Source organism: Mesorhizobium sp. M0292 (assembly GCF_040321695.1).
In the GTDB taxonomy this organism is placed as follows: domain Bacteria; phylum Pseudomonadota; class Alphaproteobacteria; order Rhizobiales; family Rhizobiaceae; genus Mesorhizobium.
Genome location: NZ_JAMYSB010000024.1, coordinates 1 through 20968 on the forward strand (window position 1 = coordinate 1; position 20968 = coordinate 20968).

General features: G+C 61.7%; 16 protein-coding genes and 1 pseudogene. 12 read left to right on the top strand and 5 right to left on the bottom strand.

Going from position 1 to position 20968, the window contains the following annotated elements; genetic code table 11:
- Nucleotides 1-145: 145 nt before the first annotated feature.
- The 10 genes and pseudogenes from NKI96_RS26650 to NKI96_RS26700 form a co-directional block, all read left to right on the top strand.
- The gene (locus NKI96_RS26650; RefSeq protein ID WP_352806977.1) at nucleotides 146-1108 is read left to right on the top strand and encodes an ArdC family protein; all 963 of its coding nucleotides are present in this window, start codon (nucleotides 146-148) and stop codon (nucleotides 1106-1108) included.
- Nucleotides 1109-1355: 247 nt separating this feature from the next.
- Nucleotides 1356-1775, top strand: coding sequence for a DUF2958 domain-containing protein (locus tag NKI96_RS26655; protein ID WP_023724610.1), 420 nt, complete (start codon nucleotides 1356-1358; stop codon nucleotides 1773-1775).
- Between the two features lie 265 nt (nucleotides 1776-2040).
- Nucleotides 2041-2808, top strand: coding sequence for a hypothetical protein (locus tag NKI96_RS26660; protein ID WP_352806980.1), 768 nt, complete (start codon nucleotides 2041-2043; stop codon nucleotides 2806-2808).
- Nucleotides 2809-2867: 59 nt separating this feature from the next.
- Nucleotides 2868-3917, top strand: a complete 1050-nt coding sequence (locus NKI96_RS26665) for a hypothetical protein (RefSeq protein ID WP_352806982.1) — start codon at nucleotides 2868-2870, stop codon at nucleotides 3915-3917.
- Nucleotides 3914-4237 (top strand): DUF736 domain-containing protein, encoded by a 324-nt coding sequence (locus NKI96_RS26670; RefSeq protein ID WP_023672372.1) that lies wholly within the window; start codon nucleotides 3914-3916, stop codon nucleotides 4235-4237. Before NKI96_RS26665 ends, NKI96_RS26670 begins: the two co-directional genes overlap by 4 nt.
- A 171-nt stretch (nucleotides 4238-4408) precedes the next feature.
- A complete protein-coding gene (locus NKI96_RS26675; protein WP_023672373.1) occupies nucleotides 4409-4678 on the top strand; it encodes a helix-turn-helix transcriptional regulator in 270 nt (89 codons plus the stop codon).
- A complete protein-coding gene (locus NKI96_RS26680) occupies nucleotides 4675-5223 on the top strand; it encodes a S26 family signal peptidase (protein ID WP_023708048.1) in 549 nt (182 codons plus the stop codon). The genes NKI96_RS26675 and NKI96_RS26680 overlap by 4 nt, the downstream gene beginning before the upstream one ends.
- A 17-nt stretch (nucleotides 5224-5240) precedes the next feature.
- Nucleotides 5241-5897 (top strand): lytic transglycosylase domain-containing protein, encoded by a 657-nt coding sequence (locus NKI96_RS26685; RefSeq protein WP_348524588.1) that lies wholly within the window; start codon nucleotides 5241-5243, stop codon nucleotides 5895-5897.
- 186 nt (nucleotides 5898-6083) lie between these two features.
- The gene (gene rlxS / locus NKI96_RS26690) at nucleotides 6084-8051 is read left to right on the top strand and encodes a relaxase/mobilization nuclease RlxS (RefSeq protein WP_023724133.1); all 1968 of its coding nucleotides are present in this window, start codon (nucleotides 6084-6086) and stop codon (nucleotides 8049-8051) included.
- A gap of 1287 nt (nucleotides 8052-9338) precedes the next feature.
- Nucleotides 9339-9733, top strand: a pseudogene (locus NKI96_RS26700) (nodulation factor fucose acetyltransferase NolL); the annotation flags it as partial.
- 406 nt (nucleotides 9734-10139) lie between these two features.
- Here NKI96_RS26700 and NKI96_RS26705 read toward each other — a convergent pair.
- Nucleotides 10140-11786, bottom strand: a complete 1647-nt coding sequence (locus tag NKI96_RS26705) for an MFS transporter (protein ID WP_023704122.1) — start codon at nucleotides 11784-11786, stop codon at nucleotides 10140-10142.
- A gap of 549 nt (nucleotides 11787-12335) precedes the next feature.
- Nucleotides 12336-13481, bottom strand: a complete 1146-nt coding sequence (locus NKI96_RS26710) for a trans-sulfuration enzyme family protein (RefSeq protein WP_023685532.1) — start codon at nucleotides 13479-13481, stop codon at nucleotides 12336-12338.
- Nucleotides 13482-13570: 89 nt separating this feature from the next.
- Here NKI96_RS26710 and NKI96_RS26715 point away from each other — a divergent pair, with 89 nt between their 5' ends.
- Nucleotides 13571-14215, top strand: coding sequence for a helix-turn-helix domain-containing protein (locus tag NKI96_RS26715; protein ID WP_023704120.1), 645 nt, complete (start codon nucleotides 13571-13573; stop codon nucleotides 14213-14215).
- 49 nt (nucleotides 14216-14264) lie between these two features.
- Complete coding sequence (locus tag NKI96_RS26720; RefSeq protein WP_023672382.1) at nucleotides 14265-14903, top strand: FMN-binding negative transcriptional regulator; 639 nt, start codon at nucleotides 14265-14267, stop codon at nucleotides 14901-14903.
- A 644-nt stretch (nucleotides 14904-15547) separates the two neighbouring features.
- On the opposite strand, the gene NKI96_RS26725 is transcribed toward NKI96_RS26720, so the two are convergent.
- From NKI96_RS26725 to NKI96_RS26735, 3 genes are all read right to left on the bottom strand, one after another.
- A complete protein-coding gene (locus NKI96_RS26725) occupies nucleotides 15548-17611 on the bottom strand; it encodes a carbamoyltransferase family protein (protein WP_023724131.1) in 2064 nt (687 codons plus the stop codon).
- A 328-nt stretch (nucleotides 17612-17939) separates the two neighbouring features.
- Nucleotides 17940-18392: a hypothetical protein gene (locus NKI96_RS26730; RefSeq protein WP_156936514.1), complete on the bottom strand. Its 453-nt coding sequence runs from the start codon at nucleotides 18390-18392 to the stop codon at nucleotides 17940-17942.
- Between the two features lie 366 nt (nucleotides 18393-18758).
- Nucleotides 18759-20966 carry a xanthine dehydrogenase family protein molybdopterin-binding subunit gene (locus tag NKI96_RS26735; protein WP_023724130.1) on the bottom strand — a complete coding sequence of 736 codons (2208 nt, stop codon included), beginning with the start codon at nucleotides 20964-20966 and terminating at the stop codon, nucleotides 18759-18761.
- Nucleotides 20967-20968 lie beyond the last annotated feature (2 nt).

Consider the following 20968-nt stretch of genomic DNA (forward strand, 5'->3'; position numbering starts at 1 on the left):
CCCTTCGCGTGCCGCTCAGGGTCCTCCTCTTCGTTCCGGTCCTTCGGATGCGGTCCGCCTACCACGGCGGGCCTTTCCGGTCGCGACTCGCCGCCCACCCCGCTTCCGGGGAAAGGCGCGGCGATTGGCGAGCGGAGGATAACACATGCGTGCAAACAGCAAGCGTACCACCAGCGGAGAGGCTGGCGCAGGCAAGGGCAGGCGCCCAGGCGCAAGCCTCTATCAGGAGATCACCGACCGCATCATTGCCGAGCTGGAGCGCGGCACCGTGCCATGGGTCAAGCCATGGGGCAGCGCAAAAGCAGGCCTCGGCCCGCCGAGGAATGCGTCCACGGGGCGCACCTATTCCGGCATCAATATCCTTATCCTGTGGGGCGCCGTCATCGAGCGCAGCTATCCCAGCCAGAATTGGCTGACCTTCCGGCAGGCGCTTGCCCTGGGCGGCAATGTCAGGAAGGGCGAGCGCGGCACGACGATCGTGCATGCCGACCGCTTTGTCCCAAAGAACGAGAAGGAGCGCGCACGCCACGAGGGCGATGCACCACAGGCCGTGCCTTTTCTGAAGCGCTTTACCGTCTTCAATGTCGCGCAATGCGACAATCTTCCGGAACACCTCCATGCCCCTGCCGAGCCGCTGCCACAGTGCGAGATCGTGCCGCAGGCCGAGACGCTCATTCTCGCCAGCGGTGCGGATTTCAGGGTCGGCGGCGATCGCGCTTTCTACATGCCGTGCAGCGACCACATTCAGGTGCCGCCGCAGCCAGCGTTCCATCAGCAGATCGACTATTACCGGACCTGCTTTCACGAGCTAGGCCACTGGACCGGCCACCCGACGCGGCTTGCTCGCGACCTCTCCGGCTCGTTCGGCTCCAAGGCCTACGCGCGTGAAGAATTGGTCGCCGAAATCACTGCCGCCTTCGTCTGCAGCAATCTCGGCATCGAGCCGACCGTGCGTCACGCCGATTACATCGGCTCATGGCTGAAGGTGCTGCGCGAGGACAACCGCGCTATATTCCGTGCCGCCAGCCTAGCTTCGAAGGCCGCTGATTTCCTGTTTGGCCTTCCGGCCGATGCGGAAGGCGAGGCGCAAGAAGGCATTGCGGCATGACGATGCGCGACCTCAACTGACCGCGACCGAGCCGACGCCGCAAAGGAGCAGACGCTCATTCCCCGGCGTCCAGCCGATCACCACGCGGGCAAACCCTCCTGATGGACGCGCCGATGTGTCCGCGCGCGGCGCAAAGCTGCTCGAGGTCGGTCTCTAATGGGGAGGCGGATCAGAGGAAGGTCCGGTGAACCTTTCTCCCGCCGGACGCAAGAAGTCAACGCGACCCGTTCTGACAAGGAGTCTTTCCATGATACTGATCACCAATCCACTGCGCGCACGACTGCTCGCCCATGGCGCCGCCGGCGCCGACATCGACCATTTTCCCGTTGTGAAACTGTTGGATCCGACAGGTGCCGCGACCTCGCTTCTGAGCGAACTCGACGCCGATGGCGACACGCTGTTCGGTCTTTGCGATCTCGGCTTCGGCTTCCCCGAACTTGGCAGCGTCAGTCTGGCCGAGCTTGCATCCGTAAAAGGGCCGCTTGGCCTCGGCATAGAGCGCGACCTGCATTTCCAGGCGCGCTTTCCGATCTCCGTCCATGCCGAAGCCGCCCGCATTTTGCGGCCACGTCACCGGGCCGAGCGACTGCTGCGGCAGGCAGCAGACGCCCTATCAAAGCCCCATTCCGAGCTTCCGCCCGACACGGCGGAACAGCAGCGCCGATAGGCGCAAAAACCGTCCCGCCGCGTCGGCCTTCGGCCTCCGCGGCGGGGACAACCCGGCAGGCGGCGCTATTTCGCCGCGAAATCGCTTGCCGACGAGCGCGGTGAAGGCGATCCCTTGCCCTGCGCCATCATGGAGGACGGTGACGACGCCGATGCGCTCGAAGCTTCCTGATCGAAAACCTCGCCCGCCTCGATCCTGACGAAGTATGGCAATGGGAGACGTTTCGCGGCTTGTCAGGCAAGGCCGCACCGTTCTCGACATCGCTGTGACCTTCGGCATCACTGATCTCAAGGTCAAACGCATTCTGGCGCTTGGCGACCTCTTGCCCAAAATCCGCGAAGCCTATCGGCGCGAGGAGATCGACACCGAGCCGGTGCGCCATCTCACCATGTCTTCCAAGGCGCAGCAGAAGGACTGGCTGGCACTCTGTGCCGATCCCGATCAATACGCGCCGCGTGGCTATCAATTGAAGCAATGGCTGTTCGGCGGCCAGTCGATTTCCACCAAGGTGGCACTGTTTGCCATCGAGGAGTATCCCGGCCTGATCACCTCGGACCTGTTCGGCGACGACAGCTATTTCGCCGATGCCGACCTGTTCTGGCAAAAGCAGAACGAAGCGATTGCCACCAAACGCGACACCTATCTCAACGAGGGCTGGAGCGAGGTTGTGCGCTGGAACCGGGCCAGTATTTCCACGCATGGACCACGAGAAGACCCCGAAGAAGAAGGGCGGCAAGATCGTCATCACTGTCTCGCATCGCGGCGAGGTCGAGTGTCACGAGGGCTGGCTGTCACGCAAGGAAGCCCGCCGCGCCCGCGAGGGCGGCGAGCAAGAAGAAACAGCCGCCAAGCTGCCGCGCCCCGAAGTCACCGGCCCGATGCACAACTATATCGATCTGCATCGCCATGCCGCCCGCGGCCATGCTCGACCATCCCGCCGTGGCGCTGCGCCTCGTGGTGGCGCACGCCATCACCGGTTCGGGCCTGTGGCAGGTGCGGCCTGAGCCGCAGCGCGCAGCCAACGAGACGGTGACTGCCAGCCTTGCCGGCTGCAAGGCTGAAGCCGCATTCGGCAAAAAGCGGCGCGAGGTATTGGCCCTGCTCGGATCACCGGATGAGGATAGCTTGGTCGCCGGCGGCAATGGCGACGCCGTTGCTATCGCCGGCGTGTTCGCGCGCCTCTTGGCGCTCTGCGACGACGATGTCATGCGCGTTCTCACCCTTGTCATGGCCGAGACGCTTGCAGCCGGCAGCGCCGTCGTCGAGGCGCTCGGCAACCACCTGAACGTCGACATGGGCATATGGTGGCAACCGGACGATGCCTTCTTCGACCTCTTGCGCGACAAGGAAATCGCCAATTCGATGCTGGCCGACGTCGGCGGCAAGCTGGTCGCGGACGGCAATGTCGCCGAGAAGGTCAAGACGCAAAAGAACATCATCCGCGACTTCCTGGCGGGCGAGAATGGCCGCCCCTGGGTCGAGACCTGGCTGCCGCGCTGGATGAAATTCCCGGCCGAAAGCTACACCAGCCGCAGCGGCTCCGCACCGCCGATCAGTGGACACAAGTGCAGCCGCTGTTCGTGCGCGAATAGTCGATCAGGGCCCGAGCGGCGGTTCTCTCGATTACCGCCGCTCAGGTCGCGCGCGCCGCTACGGGCCACGCCGGCTGCCTATTGGGCGTCTTGTCGAGCCAGTGCCGCGCGCGAGAAATTCCGACGCCAGTTCGCCCCATTTCGGCAGCCCCGCACCGCGCCGGGTTGCTTGCTGAGGCGCCAAAGGCCCATGGGGCCAATTGTCCGATCCGGTTGCCGACAGAGCCCGCGCAGCCGGCGCTCTGCATTGCGGCCGGCTTCTTGTGTCACCGATCGCGCCACCTGTCTCCATTGTGTCTCGGGGACCATTCCCTGCGGCTGGCTTGTCGACCTATGGGCGGATCAGGCCCGCCCGAAACCCTCGCCGGCAGCTTTTTTCCCCGCCGCCTGCGGCGGCTTCCTCGCGCCGCTTCGCTTCAAAAAAGCTGCCCGCGCGGGTCCTCCGCTATCGCTGCGGCCGTCCCGGTTCCGGCGGTCCGGACGCGCCCATCACGGTCCGCCATCGCAGGGGAATGGTCCCTTGCGAGCACCAAGAGGAGACTGGAAATGACCGCGATCGGATACGTCACCAAACAGGAAAACGGCGGCTACAAGGGCCAGCTCAAGACGCTCAGCGTCCGCGCCGACATCGATATCGTGCCCAATCAGGCAAAGAGCGCCGACACCCATCCCGACTTCCGGGTGCTGACGCAAGGGGTCGAAGTGGGTGCGGGCTGGATCCGCACCGGCGAGACCTCCGGCAAGGACTATGTGAGCCTGTCGATTGCCGCCCCCGAGTTTGGCCCCCGCAAGCTCTACGCCAATCTCGGCCGCGCCGCCGGCCAGGATGACGACGACACTTACGCCATCATCTGGAACCCGGTCGACTAACCGGCCGATCCGGAAAGCCCCGCGCCGCCACCGGCGCGGGGTCCTCTCTCAGGACCCGTGAGGCCGCCGAAGGGGGCGGCGAAAACTCGCCCCCCACTCTTCGCCCGTCCCCAAAACGATCTCGCTCGCCGATCCTCGCCTTGGCTTGTCCGTAGCGAAACGAGGATCATCATGGACGACGAAAACGAACGCGCAGCCCGCGCCAAGAAGGGCAGTCCGTTTCTCAATACCGCGCAGGCGGCCTTCTATATCGGGCTGTCCCAGCGCACGCTGGAGAAGATGCGCCTCAAAGGCGGCGGCCCGCAATTCCGCAAGCACGGCCGCTATGTCCGCTATCACATCGACGAACTCGACGATTGGTCGAAGGGGCACGCGCAGGAGACCGGGCCCGAGGACGGCGGGCACGATTCCGGCTCGGCCGGCGAGGGAGGCCGCTCATGAGCCGGCGTCCCACCATCCATCTGATCGGCAGCCATCTGCGGCGCATTCGGGCGCGCAAGACGATCGCCATGGCCACGATGGGCCTTGCCCTGATCGGCTTCGCCGCCTTCGGCAAACCATCGCCCTGGCTGGTCTGGAACGCCTCGGCGAGTGCGCCGGTCGGCCTCTATCGCGTCGCGTCCGGATCGCCGGCTCTTGGTGATCTCGTACTCGTCCGCCCGCCAAAACCGGTCGTCGATCTGGCCGCCGAACGCTTCTATCTGCCCAGCAACGTGCCGCTGGTCAAGCACCTTGCCGCGCTGGCTGGCGAGCATGTCTGCGCCTTCGGCGACGCCATCATCATCGGCGGCGAGATTGTCGCGCGCCGGCTTGCAACCGACACGCAGCACCGTCCGCTGCCTTGGTGGAATGCCTGCCGAAAGCTCGCCGCTGCCGAGGTTTTCCTACTCGGCAGCGACAAAAATCGCTCGTTCGACAGCCGCTATTTCGGGCCGGTGCCGACCGAAAATATCATCGGGAGGCTCGTGCCGCTATGGACCGAGTGACCCTCCTGATGCTGGGCATGGTGTCTCTCGCACCATGCTCCTGTTCCGCGGCGACCAACACGAAGCCGGTCGTCATCTCCCATAGTCCGCAGCTTGCAAGATGGCAGCCCTTCGTAGCCGAAGCAAGCCGGCGTTTCAGCATTCCACAGACTTGGATTTATGCCGTCATGGATGCCGAAAGCCGGGGGCAGACAAGGCTCAATGGACGGCCGGTCACGTCGACCGCCGGTGCCATTGGCCTGATGCAGGTGATGCCAGGCACCTACGAGGAGTTGCGCGCAGAGCTTGGCCTGGGAGCCGCCCCGCACGACCCTCGCGACAACATTCTGGCAGGCACTGCCTATCTGCGCGCCATGTATGACCGCTTCGGATTTCCAGGCCTGTTTGCAGCCTATAACGCCGGGCCGGAGCGCTACGAACAGCATTTGCAGCGTGGGCGGCCACTGCCCAGCGAGACGGTTTCGTATCTGGAAGAGGTCAAGGCGGCGGGCATTTCGGCCGCCGATATGGACGCGCTCACCGACAAATCCCGTTCCAAAAGCGCGCCGGGAATCCCTTCCGGGCAGTCGCTGTTTTTCCTCCGAAACGGTGTTTCCGTGACCGGCCCGAATGGCCACCTCCTGGTGCCGCTCGGATCGGAGCGAGCAAGGTCAGGCCGGCCGGATCGCAGGTGAGGGCAGCGGCTACCGCGGTTCGGGCGGGGGGCAGGGAGGCAGGTCCGCGGAAGGCAAGATAAAGGCATCGCCTCCTGAGGCGGCGAAGTGTTTGTCTGCACATCGTTTTCCCGGGAGGTTGCCTGCGGGTCCAGGAGGGTCTGGCGCGCAAGCCTCTGATTTTGCTGCTGGTTCATCGGAGGCCGCATGCAGGATGACGAATTCACGCCGAGGCTCGGCAAAATTGGCTCGCGCGGCTCGAAGGCGGGCAAACGCTACGCTGGCCAGGTCCAGGCCGCGGTCAGCCGAGCAGGCGGCAGGAGCGGACGCGGCAGCCGTTTCATCGGAAGCCGGGTGGGGCGCGGCGGGGCTGCTGCCGCCGTTCTTAGAGCACGCGACCGCCACGCGGCGTTTCGGCAGCGGCGCGCAGTCGTCAAGGCACGCATCGTCAAGCTGGCCGGCAAGGGAGTCGACGGAGCTCGTGCGCACCTCCGCTACCTCCAGCGCGACGGCGTCACCCGGGAAGGCGAGCGTGGCGAGCTCTACGCTGCCGACAAAGACCACGCGGACGGCAGGGCCTTTCTCGATCGCGCGAACGGTGACCGTCATCAGTTCCGCTTCATCGTCGCCCCTGAAGACGGTATCGAGTATGATGACCTGAAGCTGCTCACCCGGCGCCTCATGGCGCAAATGGAAGAAGACCTCGGCACCAGGCTAGACTGGGTGGCCGTCGACCATTTCAACACCGGCCATCCTCACACCCACATCATCGTGCGCGGCAGGGACGATCACGGCGAAAACCTCGTCATCGCGCGGGACTACATCTCCTCTGGCCTGCGCGAGCGCGCAGCCGAACTGGTTAGCCTCGACCTTGGCCCGCGCACCGACCGCGAGATCGAGCAGCGCTTGCGCCAGGAGATGGAGCAGGAACGCTTCACCAGCATCGACCGGCAGCTGATGCGCATGCGCGACGAGGGGCATGTCTCACCAGCCAGCCGAGACACCTTTCGCCAGGCGCTGCACCAGGGCCGCCTGCGCAAGCTCGAGCGGATGGGCCTCGCCGAGGAGATGCCTTCGGGTCGCTGGCGCCTGGAGGATGATCTCGAAGCCACGCTACGCCGCATCGGCGAGCGCGGCGACATTGTCAAGACCATCCATCGCGAGCTGACCGGCAAGGGGCTCGTCCGCAGTGCCGCCGACTATCTTATCCACGATCGATCCGACGGGTCGGCCCAAACCGTGGTCGGACGTGTCGTCGGGCGCGGGCTGGCCGACGAAATCACTGACCGCCATTACCTCGTCGTCGACGGCGTGGACGGCAAAAGCCACTATTTTGATATCGGCAAAGGCGAGGCCACCCAACCGACACCAGAAGGCTGCATAGTGCGGATCAGGCCGAGGGACACCGGGCCAAGAAAAGTCGACCGCACAATTGCCGGCATCGCCACGGTCAACGACGGGCGCTACAGCATCGATATCCATCTCAAGCATGACCCCTCGGCCACCGAACGCTTTGCCGAAACGCACGTGCGGCGACTGGAGGCGATCCGCCGTGCGACCGGTGGCGTCGAGCGCGAGCCGGACGGCACATGGACAGTCGCGCCCGACCATCTCAACCGCGTCGCGGATTACGAGCGTCAACGAGCGAGGGCCCAGCCTGTTGTCGTCGACAAGCTCTCATCAATGCCGCTGGAGAGCCAAGTAGGCTTTGACGGCGCCACCTGGATCGACCAGGAGCTGGTATCAGCCCACCCTGAGTCCTTGCGCGACTCTGGCTTCGGTCGAGAAGTACGTCAGGTCCAGGCCCGCCGACAGCAGTGGCTGATCGCGCAAGGTCTTGCCCGTGATGCGCAGGATCGGGTCATCTATCGCGCCAACATGCTTTCAATGCTGCGCCAACGAGAGCTGAACCGTGTTGCCAGTCAGCTCTCGGACGAACTCGGGCTCTCGTATTCTGAAGCGCAGCATGGCAATCGAATAGACGGTACGCTGCGCCGCTGCGTCGAGCTCGCCGGCGGAAAATACGCTGTCATCGAGAAATCGCGCGAGTTCACGCTGGTGCCCTGGCGGCCGGTGCTTGAGCATCATATCGGCAAGGAGGTGTCTGGCGTGGTGCGCGCCGAGGGGATTTCCTGGACGATCGGACGGCAGAGGAGCGGGCCTGGCGTTTCGTGAACTGGCTACAATTTATTTGTTCACGTTGAAACAGGTACTCAGCCCAGACGGAGTTCCTCCGCCTGCTGCTTGCTCGCAGCATTCATTTGGCGGAGAGTCAGTGTTCTGCATTTTGTAGTTCGCTCTGTCAAAAAGCGCTGGGAATATGCATCATGTTCTGCGTTGACACGGAAGCCGGGCCGACAGGTGCCGCCCTGTGGTTGCGGATCGGCTCCCGATGGCTGCCAGCTAGAAAGGTGGGCTGACTCGTGATAGCTCAAGGGGCTATGGCGGCCGCGGTACGGCGAAGCGAGCTCTGGCATCGAGGATGAAGCCGCACTTCCCGATCTTATTCTACTCGCAGGACCGGCAGACGCGGCGGTCGCCCCTGCGGGTGCTGTTGGCCCTGGCGTGAACTGGCAGTCCGTCCCGCGGGGACTTTGTAACGGAGAAAAGTCGCTGCGATGGCCCGGGTGACGATGCGGTCAGCGACCATGCCAGACGAGATCGGCAGCTTTCTGCCGCGGCACGGCGCCGGAGCCATCAGGCCGCCGCGACATCGGGTCTGGCGCACCTTCGGATGTTGGCTGGCCGCGGTTTACTTCGAGCAGCGCCGGGTGGGTCATGCGGTGCCGCTACTGGGCACCGAGGCAGCTTTGAGCATGAGACCCGTTCAATCGCGCCGGCCACGTCGGTCATCGCGACATCTGGAGTCGAGGCCAGGTCAGACCGGGAAAAAAACCTGCTCGTCGCGCGGGAGCCCCGGGTTGCGCCGTCGATCCTTCCGCCCAACTCAGCGCCGCGCGACCAGCAATAGCCCCTTGCCCCGAAACTGACGCCAAGCCGACGGACCCGCTCTGCGCATACCGATGCCGTCCGCGCCGTCGTCGGCGGAAACCAGCGAGCCGTGGACCTCACACAATCTGAGCCGCTGGTGACGATGTGCATCGCCTACTTCCATCCGCACTCCTATCGACGAACTCGCCCGCTCCCGCGGTGATGCGAACCCGTGGATGAATATTTCGCCGAAGCCGCAGTGGGGGCTCAGCCTCGACGATTTTTTTGCCTTGCCCCGGCGGGCGGCGCAACCGAGCGTCGAGACAAAAACGGGAAAGGGAGGGCACCAGCCCGTTAGAGCCGTGGCCATGATGATGTGGGAACGATCTCCTGGAAGAAATGTGGAGATCGACGCTCTCCTGACGCGCTCATCGAAGATTTTAGGCCGCGCCGACGTGGCTGCTTGAGCAATAACACTCACTCCGGAGGCCCCAGTGCGGCTCCTTGGCCAAGCTGCTCGGCACGCCGTGAGTGTGCTTTCTTGTTTGGGGAAGGGAGACTTACGTCTACAACAATCTCGTTTCGATCTACGATGGAGAGTCGGCGAGACAAGTGTTGCTGATGTTCATTGGCTCCGTAGCAACTTCTGCAGTCACAATGCAGCTTATGTTCCTATGCTGGAGAGTTGGCCATTCAACTCGCGTAGCTCGCTTTGTTGCGGTGGAGCTTGGTCAGAGCACACTGCTGCTTTACCTGCTTCAGGGCGCCGTGTTTCGCTTCATGGATCTAATAGGGTTCGGAGAGCTTTGGGATCTCCCGAGCAGAATCGGGTTCGCCACTTTGCTTGGTGCCGCGATCGTTGTCTCCGCTTGACAATTCGCAGGATTGCGCGTGACCACGGATGGTTGTCGCGCGGCTACGCTTAATATGTGACGACGCTTGCGCCTTGTAGGATTGTTGCGGCCGCCCACGGCCGACATGAACGTGCTTGGCCGCACGTTTTCTAAGTGAGGCGGAAAGAGGCGCGCGACCCCTCTCCCCAGCAACCCGCCTTGCGGATTCCTCCTCTGCCCGCTTCGCAGACGGGGATACCCTCCGCCCCCTTGCTATTCGTTGCCCGCCGCTATGCAAAGGACGGGCGACCTGAATCCGTGCTCAAGCCGATCTGGCGGCAGAGGGGGGGCGGGCTGAACATGGGACCCGTGATTGACATAATTGCCGCGCGAATCCTCATGCTCGCCTAACCGGCCGGAACGATTTGCAATCCGGGCAGGCTCGACAAATCAAGGAGTAGCTCGTTCCGTGTCCAAGCCCAGACAAGTCTTGGTTATCTCACGGGCGCGATACAAAAGGCACAGGCTGGACTTGGCTGCCGGGGGCGGGGCTTGTCGACCGCTCGATTGAAAGTGAGATGCGAGGCGGAGAATCACCCATGTGCAGAGCGGCAAGGCGCTCGCCTACCTCCCTGTCATTCACCGTCAGCCGATGGTTTAGACGAAGATAGTCCGTCCATGTCGGCGTGCGGAATGTCTCGGTCCAAAGCGTCGACTTCTGAAGGTCGCGCTGGAGGGTCCAGTCCCGCGCACCGGCGCGGCTCTGAACGCGCCGCCTTTCGCGCATGCAGCTCAGAAATTCATCGATACTCTCCTCGGGTATCGAGTACTCCACCTTGATCACGATCGGACCGCTCCTGGGCTTCAAAGGGAGGGCCAGTTCTGGTGGCCTGAAGTCGACGGCCGCTTGATCCGATTCCTCCCATAGCCGCACTGGCAATAGCTTTCCCACAGCCGCGACCAGCAACAGTGCCGCTGCAGCACCTTCCAAAGCCCACGTCAGCGAATAGTACTGCGCGACAGCACCCCAGATCCAGCTGCCCGCTGCCATGCCGCCGTAGGTCAGGGCGTAATAGATGGACAGGGTCCGACCAACGACCCACCTTGGGCTTGCCAACTGCACACACACGTCGGTTCCGGTCCAGGTGACAACCCAGCCAGCGCCACCGATTGCAAGCGCGATCGCCGCCACAGCCACCGACGATGTGAGGGCCATCAAAAGGCAACACGTTGCGCAAGCAACGGATGCGAGCGTGATCAATCGGTTCTGGGACGTAATGCGTCTCAAGTAGCTGCTGCCAATGCCGGCTATGAAGGCGCCTGTGCCGAAGCCAGCCAATAGCACCCCGTAAACAATTGGCCCTCCCGCCAGCTGGTCGCGAACCAGGAGGGGGAGCAGAGCAAGGATCGAGATGCTTGACAGCCCGAATAGGGTTGCACGCACAATCGCCACTCTGATCTCTGAGGATATTGCCGTGAATCGCATGCCATCATGAATGGCCGTAGTCATCCGCTCGCGCGGAAGAGGCGAAAAGCGAACTTGCCACTTTGAGCGCAGAACAGCGCTCAACGGGACCAGGTCACTCAGCGCAGCGAGGGCGAAAGCCGTAAGGGGGCCTAGCAAAGCTAAGATTACACCGCCCAGCGCCGGTCCTATGCTCCGAACCACGTTGTAGCCCACCGACATCAGCGTCACTGCGGCGGGTATGTCGCGCTTTTCCAGGATATCGCCTACCGACGCGTGCCATGCTGGATCGTTCAAGGCAAAGCCGCATCCGGCCAAGAAACTCAGTCCCAGGATCAGCCATGGACTAACAAAGCCCAGTCCCACAGCGAGTGCCAGCGCTGTGGATGCCAGTGCGATAAGGCAGTGTCCGGCAAGCATCACGCCGCGGCGGCTGAAGCTGTCTGCAATGGCTCCAGCAAGGATCGACAAGAAGAACGCGGGCAGTGTCGATGCAGCCTGTACGAGCGCAACCATTAGATCGGAGGCTGAAATCGTCGCCATGAGCCAGCTTATAGCCACGCTCTGCACCAGCCAGCCAAGGCTGGATATCTGCGTGGCTGTCCAGATAGAACGAAAGACCGGGTTGTGAAGAGGGATCAGTGTGTTTGCCGCAAAGCGCGGAGGATCTTGACGCCGCATCACTTCTCTCCTCCACTGGGTGTCGTTCGTCCGCTCATTTGCTTACAGCGGTGCGCTCTGTGCACAGACTGCGTCACAACGAAGTTCCGAAATCGCGCTCGCAACAAGGACAATGTGACATCCATGGTGCCGATGCGCCTTGAGGTACCAACCTGGCTGTTAGCTGATGGGTCCCGCAGCCCGCTGGGTGCGGTCAGTTCTGCCCTGCGACTCTTGGCTTTGGACGGTGCTAGCGCCCCGATGGCCGGCTTGTCAAACTGCCGTAGTGCCAGCACATCCATCCCATCTGTTGACCGCGATCTCCGACGAGGTCGAGCAAGCAGTAGGTCAACGGCAAATCTGGGTATTTCCGCTATCCGGTCGAGCGCGTGGCCATCGTCCGGAAACCCGAAGACGTTCATCACCCAGGCGACCACCACGCCCGAGACAATGCGGCACGGCGGTAGCGGTTCACCAGAGGACGTGCGTTCTACTCAGCAGGAACATTGTTCTGCCGATCGTCGGCTGCGCCAGCCGTCACGTAAAGCGGCGCCAGAGTTCTTGCACCCGTCATTGGACTCCCGCTTTGCAGGTTTCGCCTAGGGCCTGCATCAGGTCATCTATAATGTCCTGAGGATGTTCAAGCCCTACAGAAATTCGCAGCAATCCGCCTGGCGCTTTGGACTTCGCACCTTCAACGGATGCGCGATGCTCTATCAGAGAATGCGTCCCGCCAAGGCTTGTCGCCCGGACAACAATCTTCAGGCGGCCGGCCACGGCCATTGCAGCATCGGCTCCGCCCTCGACGATAAAGGATAGCATCGCTCCGTAATGGCTCATTTGCCGCGTAGCAAGATCGTGTCCCGGATCAGTTTGCAAACCAGGAAAGAGCACTTTTTCGACGCGCGGATGAGACGCCAGGGCCTCGGCCACTTTCTGGGCGCCTTCGCAATGGGCGCGCATGCGGACCGGCAATGTCTGCAGGCCCCGCAACGCCAGCCAACAGTCGAAGGGCGCTGCGACGCTGCCCTTGTGTTTCTGGACCATCCGCAATGGGCGACCGAGGGGTGACGCGTTTGGGACAATGACGACACCGGCCATCAAATCCGAGTGGCCGCCAATGTACTTTGTCGCCGAGTGCATCACCGCGTCTGCCCCGATTTCGAGTGGCAGTTGAAGCACTGGGGTGGCCCACGTATTGTCCACCACCGCCAACGCGTCTGCCTCGTGCGCGATTGCGCAGATGGCCGCAATGTCGACAACGCGGATCATCGGGTTTGACGGCGTCTCGACCCAGACGAGGCCAGTCCGCTTCGATGTCACCGCGGCGCGCAAAGCGTCCAAATCGCGCATGTCGACGGGGGCAAAGTCGAAGCGAGACCCAATGTCGGTCTCTTCGATCAGCGAACGAATGCCGAAATACATGTCATCCGGCAGAACGATCCGACCCGCCGACGGATGGCTCTCGAAAACTGCAGCGATTGCGGCCATGCCCGAAGCGAAGGCGATGCCGTCTCCCCCTCCCTCAAGCGTCGCCATGGCCGCCTCGAACGCATTGCGTGTCGGATTTCCATCCCTTGTGTATTCGAAGCCGGACGGAAATGACCCGTTGGCGCCTCGTTCGAACGTGGTGCTGGTGTGCAGCGGCATGGATACGGCCCCCGTGGACGCGTCGACACCTCGGCCGCAGTGGATCGCCTTCGTCTCAAAACGCATCGGCTATTTCCTTCCTAACGGGCAGTTGCAATTTCGTGCCGGTCATTATACTGACCGCAATACGTGAGCCGAGGACCCAAGTCAATATAATGACCAATGTTACGGAAGCGTTTGATGCCGAGCAAGCGCTTGGGCAAGCGATAGCAGCCCGGATCCGAGACTTGAGGCGTGACCAAAGCCTGACCCTGGATCGCCTGGCTAAACTAAGTGGCCTATCGAAGGGAACCGTGGTCGCGATGGAGCAGGGTAGGGCGAACCCCAGTATCGGCATACTGTGTCGGCTGGCGGCGGCGTTTTCGCTCTCGGTGGCCGATTTGTTGAACGAGCACCCTTCCACGGTGCGCCTTCCCATCGAGCGGACAGAGACCAGGAGGCTTTGGACGAGCGCCAAGGGAAGCTCTGCGCAACTGCATTCGTCGACCTCGGGACGCACGATGTTCGAACTGTGGAGCTGGGTCATGATGCCGGGCGATGTGTTTTCCGCGGACGCTCATAGTCCGGATACGCGCGAGCTGATCTCGGTCAGTCAGGGTGCCCTGAGCGTTGTGGTAGGTACCCACGTGGAAATTTTAAGCGAAGGCGAGAGTGCGCGGCTTGTCACTGACCAACCTCACTCATATGCGGCGGCATCTGATGTGCCCGCCCACTTCACGATGGCGGTGCTTGAGCGTGGTGGACACCGAAATCCGGGGCACTCGTCGACGGCAGCGAAGATTCAGGGGCACGTTCCGTAAGGCCCCGCCGATTACCAAAAACCCGACATTCGCGACAGGAGATAAACCGTTGTACGTTCCGCCTCATTTTGCCGTCCCTGATCAGAACGCCCTGTTTGACCTTATCGAGAGACACCCGCTGGGTATCCTCGTCACCCAAAGCAAAGGCACGCTGGACGCGAACCACCTCCCTTTCGAGCTTGACCGCTCGAAGGGAGACAAGGGCGTTCTCAATTGCCATGTCGCTCGCAAGAACCCAGTCTGGGAGGAAGTCGCCAATGGCGATGAGGTTCTCGTAATCTTCCGTGAGGCCGACGCTTACATCTCGCCGAACTGGTATCCGAGCAAGCATGAATTCCACAAGCAGGTGCCGACCTGGAACTATCTCGTCGTCCATGCCCACGGACGCATCACTGTCCGGGATGATGAGCGGTATGTGCGCCGCAACGTGGCGAAGCTCACTCACATGCAAGAAGCCTCGCAGCCGGTCCCATGGAAGATGGGCGACGCGCCGAAGGACTTCATCGACACGATGGTCAGGGCAATCGTCGCCTTGGAGATCGAGATCACCGGCCTGGTTGGAAAATCAAAACTCAGCCAGAACAAAGAGTTGCGCGACATTCAGAACCCTGGCGAAATGCTGCGTGCCCAAGGGGCCATTGCGATGGGAGAAGCGATGCTCGCGGCTGCGGCGGTCAAATCCCAATAGCATGTGTCTTGTCCCGACAAAGCCGCTGGTGCCGGCTTCCCGACGGGTCACCTAGTCCGCCTTGACGCACGGCAATAGCGTTTGACGGCCTGAAGCGACGCTGTGGTCACCCTTGTGATGCTTTTCCACGCGCCTGGTCAGGCGACAGGATTGCTCCGTCGTGAGGACAGGCGGGAGTTTGCAGGTTGCGGTGGGCGGGTTCGTTTCCGGCGCCTGCGCCCCGTCGTATGTCGCGAGTTGAGGAATGCGATCGAGGGCGATGTGCAGGATGCGCTGCGGGAACGTCGTCGGCTGGCACAGACGGACTTCCGATTTCACCTCGACCACCCGCGCAGCGGTTTTGAATGAGGCGCAAACGCACGCGTGTCGAATTGGGCGATTTCCCTTGGGCGCCGAGCTCGACCATGCGCGATGATGCGCTCGACGCAGCTCCAGCTGGCGGCGCCTTCAACGAACTCCTTGAACCTGCAGACCTTGCCCGAAAGCACTTGCTCTTACGGGAGATGATTGGCTTTGTCGCCGAAGCGACTGATGGAGATGTTGGTGGGCGCCGCCGCGTAGGCGACGACCCCGTAATCACAGCGGGAGCTCGCAGGCGGGGTCGACAAACACCCTTGATTGGCCGAGCTTGAGGTGCATCTCTATCAGGCTGATTGCTTATTGGGCTGGTCCAGCGTTTGATCGGACCCATGATCCATCCGACCAGCTTGTGAGGGATGCAACCGAACCAGGCGCTGCTCCCACAGTCTTCGCAGGCCCTCCATTAGAGCTGCATGCCTGGCCTGATCCGGCTCAATCATATTGAGGTGATCTCGCAACACGGCTTCGCCCTCGATCCGCATCAGTAGATTAAACAAGTCGTTTGAAATTCGCACACTGTCAATGCTGGAGTGGTTCGGAATAATCTCGCAGACAGTCTCCTGATGATCTCGCGCTGTGTAAGCACGGGTTTGATGGAGGGAGACTGAGGGAGGCAATGAAATCGCAAGCGCAGTCCAATCCTGCAGCGTTGCAGCCCGTTTTTTTACCAGGAAGGGCCCGACCACAAGTCCATCCAGCTCTGTCGTCAAAAATGTGGCAATCGCGTCTGCAACCGTATCCACGATCGGTTCAGCATTGTTGTTAAAGGACGTATTGAGCAGAATTGGAGTGCCTGTCCGCTTCTTGAAGGCATTGATGACCTCCCAGTAAGCTGGGTTGGCATCGCGCGATACTGTTTGCAGCCGAGCCGTACCGTCGACGTGCGTAATGGCACCCAACAAGGCGCGCTTTGAGTCACGCACGCGAACGACGAAATTCATGAATGGAAATTCGTGCTTACCGTCCGGGAGGTCGAAAAATTCGCTCGCATCCTCTTCCAGCACAGATGGTGCGAAAGGCCTGTAGCCTTCGCGCTTCTTGACCATGGCATTGATCCGGTCCTTGTTCGCAGCGGGCCGAGGGTCGGCAAGAATGCTGCGGTTGCCCAGCGCACGTGGCCCAAACTCCGAACGACCCTGCACCCAGCCGATCACGGCGCCGTTGGCGATCCAGTCGGCTGCACTGATCGCTACGTCATAAGAGCGTTCAACCTCGAGATGTCCGGCCCATGCATTCAGTTCCTGTTCCACGGCGCGGTCGCTCCCGAGATCAGGACCCCAATAGACCTCCTGCAGTCGCTCACGCGGCGCGGGGCGGCCCATCTCGTTAGAGACTATCAGCGCAGCTCCCAATGCGCAGCCAGCGTCGTGAGACGCGGGTTGCACGAAGATGTCTTCGAAAAGCCCTGAATACAGCAGCTTGCCGTTCATCGTGCAGTTGTGGGCTACCCCTCCCGCCAGACACAACCGCTTCATGCCGGTGGCCTCACGGTGGTGCCGGAGAATGTGGAACACGATCCGCTCAAGCGCTTCCTGCAGTGACGCACTCACATCTCGATGCTGCTGGGTGAAAGGCATTCCCTTTCGCCTGATCTCGATGTTGCGGAGCAACGCCGGACCGATGCGGTCGAGGTGAACACGGTAGCCACCGTTGGCGGAGAGCTCGTAGAACTGCTCGAAGAGCTCGCGATAGGGAGCGGGGTCGCCATAGGGCGCGAGTCCCATTACCTTATACTCGTCGAACAAGCCGTAGCCGAGACAGCGGATCGTCTCGAGATAAAACAGCCCCAGAGAATTGTCCTCCGGGAAAGCCTCGATTTGCGTAATTTCTGTGCCAGACCCTACCGCCACAAGGCCCGACAGGAAATCACCACAGCCATCAATCGCTAGAATGAGACTTTGTTCGAAGCCCGACATTGCAAAGGCGCTCACGGCGTGCGCCTGATGATGACCTACGAATGAAATACGTGAACTGTCCAACTTAGTGCCGAACTCACGCGCTAACAGGTTCTGCACCAACATTTTAGCATCCAACGGAATGGAGAGAATGTCTGGTTGGGAAGCGGACATACCTTCAAGCATGGCGTTGGCGTAGGGCTCGCTGGCGTAGACCGCGACACGATCAATGTCGCTGAGCTGAACCCCGGCCGTCGAAAGACAGTATTGAATCGAACCACTTGGCAGCTTGTTCGAGTGCTTGATTCGATTGAGGCGTTCCTCTTCTACGGCGGCTATCACCTTTCCGTCTCGGACGAGCACCGCGGCGCCATCGTGCATAAAGGCGTTCGGACGCTCGAATCGGTTTTCATGGACTTGGTCAAGTCCGCCGCTGATTCCTAGACACAGCATTTCTTTCTCCAAATAGTAACGGGAAGCCAAATTGGCTTACCTCGACTGTTCCAACTAAATAGGCCGTGTTGTCGCCTGCAGCTGCGACCGCCCGTCAGGCATCAGCGGCATCGAAGAAAGCCTCATAAACGATCAATGAGATGCTTCGACTGTGACACCTACGGTGCCATCACGCCGAGAGCTTGGCTGGATCGTCCAATCCTGAGCGGCTGCTGACATGTATCCGGCAATGTCGTTTTGATCGGCAGAACCAACTTGCGATGCCGCCTGTTCTTGGGAAGGGCGGCCGTCGACGAATAACAGTACCGCCCCGTGAACTGGCCCGATTTCATTCTCCGAAGCGACCATGGTCGCACCGCCCGACATTGTCGGCCAGTTGCAACTCACTTTCTCGGCACGACCTCCACTGCACGTCAGGGCGCATGGAAGATTTTCTCCTTTGGATTATTCCTAAGGCAGCTTTCGTCACGCGATAGAGCAGCGTGTGATTGGTGCGTGAGGCTCTTTTTTGTCCATGCACGATTCCGGAAGGGTGATGAAATCGATTGTTTTGATCAAAGTCATCCACGCTATGAATAACAGCCGCAGCACATGCGTTTTCAAAGCGCTTCAGGCTTCCCGGATGGCTACTCCGATGTGAAGCGCATGGCATTCCAAGCGCTCTGTCAACCAAACGATGAGTATCGGCGTCGACCCACATTGCCTTCGTCTTCGCGACTCCGTGACAGCGGCTGGCATTGTGTTTGTAGAGCATCGGGCGAAGATCATGTCGATCGGCCATCTCGCCTGCCTATCGGCAAACCCTTGAACAATGATCCACGCACCAGCGCGATTGTGATCACGAGCGCCTCTGAGCTCGGGAGGTTCGGTTTTCAGAGGGCCTGGGTCTCCGAAGCGATGGAGAGCGATGGAGGTAGCTAGCCTTCCTGGTGCTATACGGTTGTGCTCTTCATGGAGTGGACGCATTTGCGTCTCGAAAGCGGTTCTTCAGTGGAACCGGCGCCAAGGCCCGTCTGTGGTCGTTCAGAACACGGGGTGCCGTCTCCAAACCGGATATTGGAGCGGGCAGCCGCCGGAATTTGACCCATGGAGATGAGCGCCTGTCAGGAGGCGTTTCGAAAACGGCGCGATCTTCATCGCGGCTGTTTCATGGTGTCATTCCTGACATGTTCTTTATAATCGGCAGCTTGCGGATAGTCTTGCCCGTCGCCGCCCGTAGCGCGTTGGCGACGGCCGGGCCGATAGGCGGCACACCTGGCTCACCAACTCCCGTGGGCGGCTCCTCGGACGGCACAATGTGCACCTCGACTCGCGGCATCTGCTCGATCCTGAGCGGTGTATAGGTATCGTAGTTCTCTTGGTCTACGACACCGCCCTTCAGGGTCAGCTCCTCCTGGAGGATCGCACCTAGCCCGAATCCGATACCGCCCTCCATCTGAGCGCGAATCTGGTCAGGATTTATCGCGGTGCCGCAATCTACCGCGCAGACGACGCGGTCGACCTTGAAACCATTTTCATCGTTGAGGGTGATCTCCACCACATCGGCGACATAGGTCGAGAGGCTTTCATGCAGGGCCACGCCGCGGAAACGGCCTTCCGGCAGAGGCTTGTCCCAGCCTGCCTTCTCAGCAGCCACTTTAAGCACGGCGGCATGCCGTGGATGGTGACCGAGCATTGACAAGCGGAAGTCGACCGGATCACGGTTCGCAGCGGCGGCGAGCTCATCGATCAGGGTTTCCACCGCGTAAGCGGTGTGGGTGGAGCCTACCGAACGCCACCACAGCACCGGGATGTTCACGTCCGTGGTGGTCAGCTCGACCTTCAGGTTCGGGATCGCATAGGGCAGGTTGGTGGCGCCCTCTACGGAGGTTGGATCGATGCCGTTCTTGATCATCGCCGCAGAGGTCGAACCGCCCAAGACCGATTGGCCCACGATGTGGTCATGGAGAGCGACGACATTGCCTTTCTTGTCGAGCCCCGCCTTGACTGCATGCACATAGGCCGGCCGGTACCGCCCACCCCGCATGTCATTCTCGCGGGTCCACTGCACCTTCACTGGCTTGCCGCGTCCCAGTGCACGCGCTGTGGAAACAGCTTCGATAATGACATCTGCATCAAAGACCGCGCGGCGGCCGAAACTGCCGCCGGTCTTCATCACGTGCAGCCTCACCTTGTCCGGCGTGGTGCCGCCTACCTGAGCGGCAGCCGCCTGATAAAGGTCGGGCATCTGGTGTCCGCCCCAGACGTCGATGGTGCCGTCTTCGTTGATGCGGGCGGCCGCGTTGAGTGGCTCGATTGAAGCATGGACAAGATAGGGGAATTCGTAGTGCCCCTCGATGATTTTCTCAGCACTGGCGAACGCTGCGGGAGTGTTACCGTCGTCGCGCGCGGTGGCCGCGCCCAGATCGTCTGCTGCCTTGTTGTATTCGGCCATGATCTCGGCCGTGCCGCGCCCTTCGGCCTTCTCCTCGTTCCAGGTCACCTCCACGAGTTCGCGGCCCTTGAGCGCCGTCCAGGTGTCCCTGCCAACCACGGCAATGCCTCGCGGCGTCTGGACGACATCGACAATGCCGTCGAGTGCCTTCGCCTTGGTTGCGTCGAAGCTCTCGATCTCGGCGCCGAACTTCGGCGGATGGATCATAACGGCCGTCTGGAGTCCCTCCATCATGAGGTCGATCGTGTAGGTCTGCGCGCCGTTGGTCTTGCCGGCGGAATCGTAGCGCTTGAGGCTGTCCGATCCGATCTGGGCCCACTTGTCGCGCGGCTTTAGCGGCACGTCGTCCACCGGCATTCCCGCTGCGGCTTCAGCCAGGTCACCGTAGCGCGCCTGCATCCCTGAGGCGTGCGACACGACCCCGGAAGCGACTTTGATCTCGCCGGCTGGCACATCCCACCGCTGCGCCGCGGCCGCCACCAGCAAGGCCCGTGCGGCAGCACCCGCCTTGCGGTAGCGTTCCCACGACGAACTCATCGACGTGGAGCCACCGGTTGCCTGTGCGGCCCCGCCCCAGGCGAGATTGCCGTAGAGCGCGGTATTGCCATATCCGCCGACCACGTCCACCTGCGCCCAGTCGCCGTCGAGCTCTTCCATAACCAGGGTGGCGATGCCGAAATAGGAGCCTTGTCCCATCTCGAACTGCGAGGAGTAGATGATGATTCGGTTCTCCTTTGTGATCTCGACATAGGTCTGGAAGGGGTTCGCCTGAACCTTTGCAGTAGTCGTTTGTGCGATGTCGGACGCCGCCAGCACTAGCCGGTAGCCTACGGCGAGGCCAGCGGTGGTGACGCCCGCGCCGACGAGGAACCGGCGGCGCGTGGGCCGCACGGAGTTATGCTTCGAGAGAAACTGCGACATGC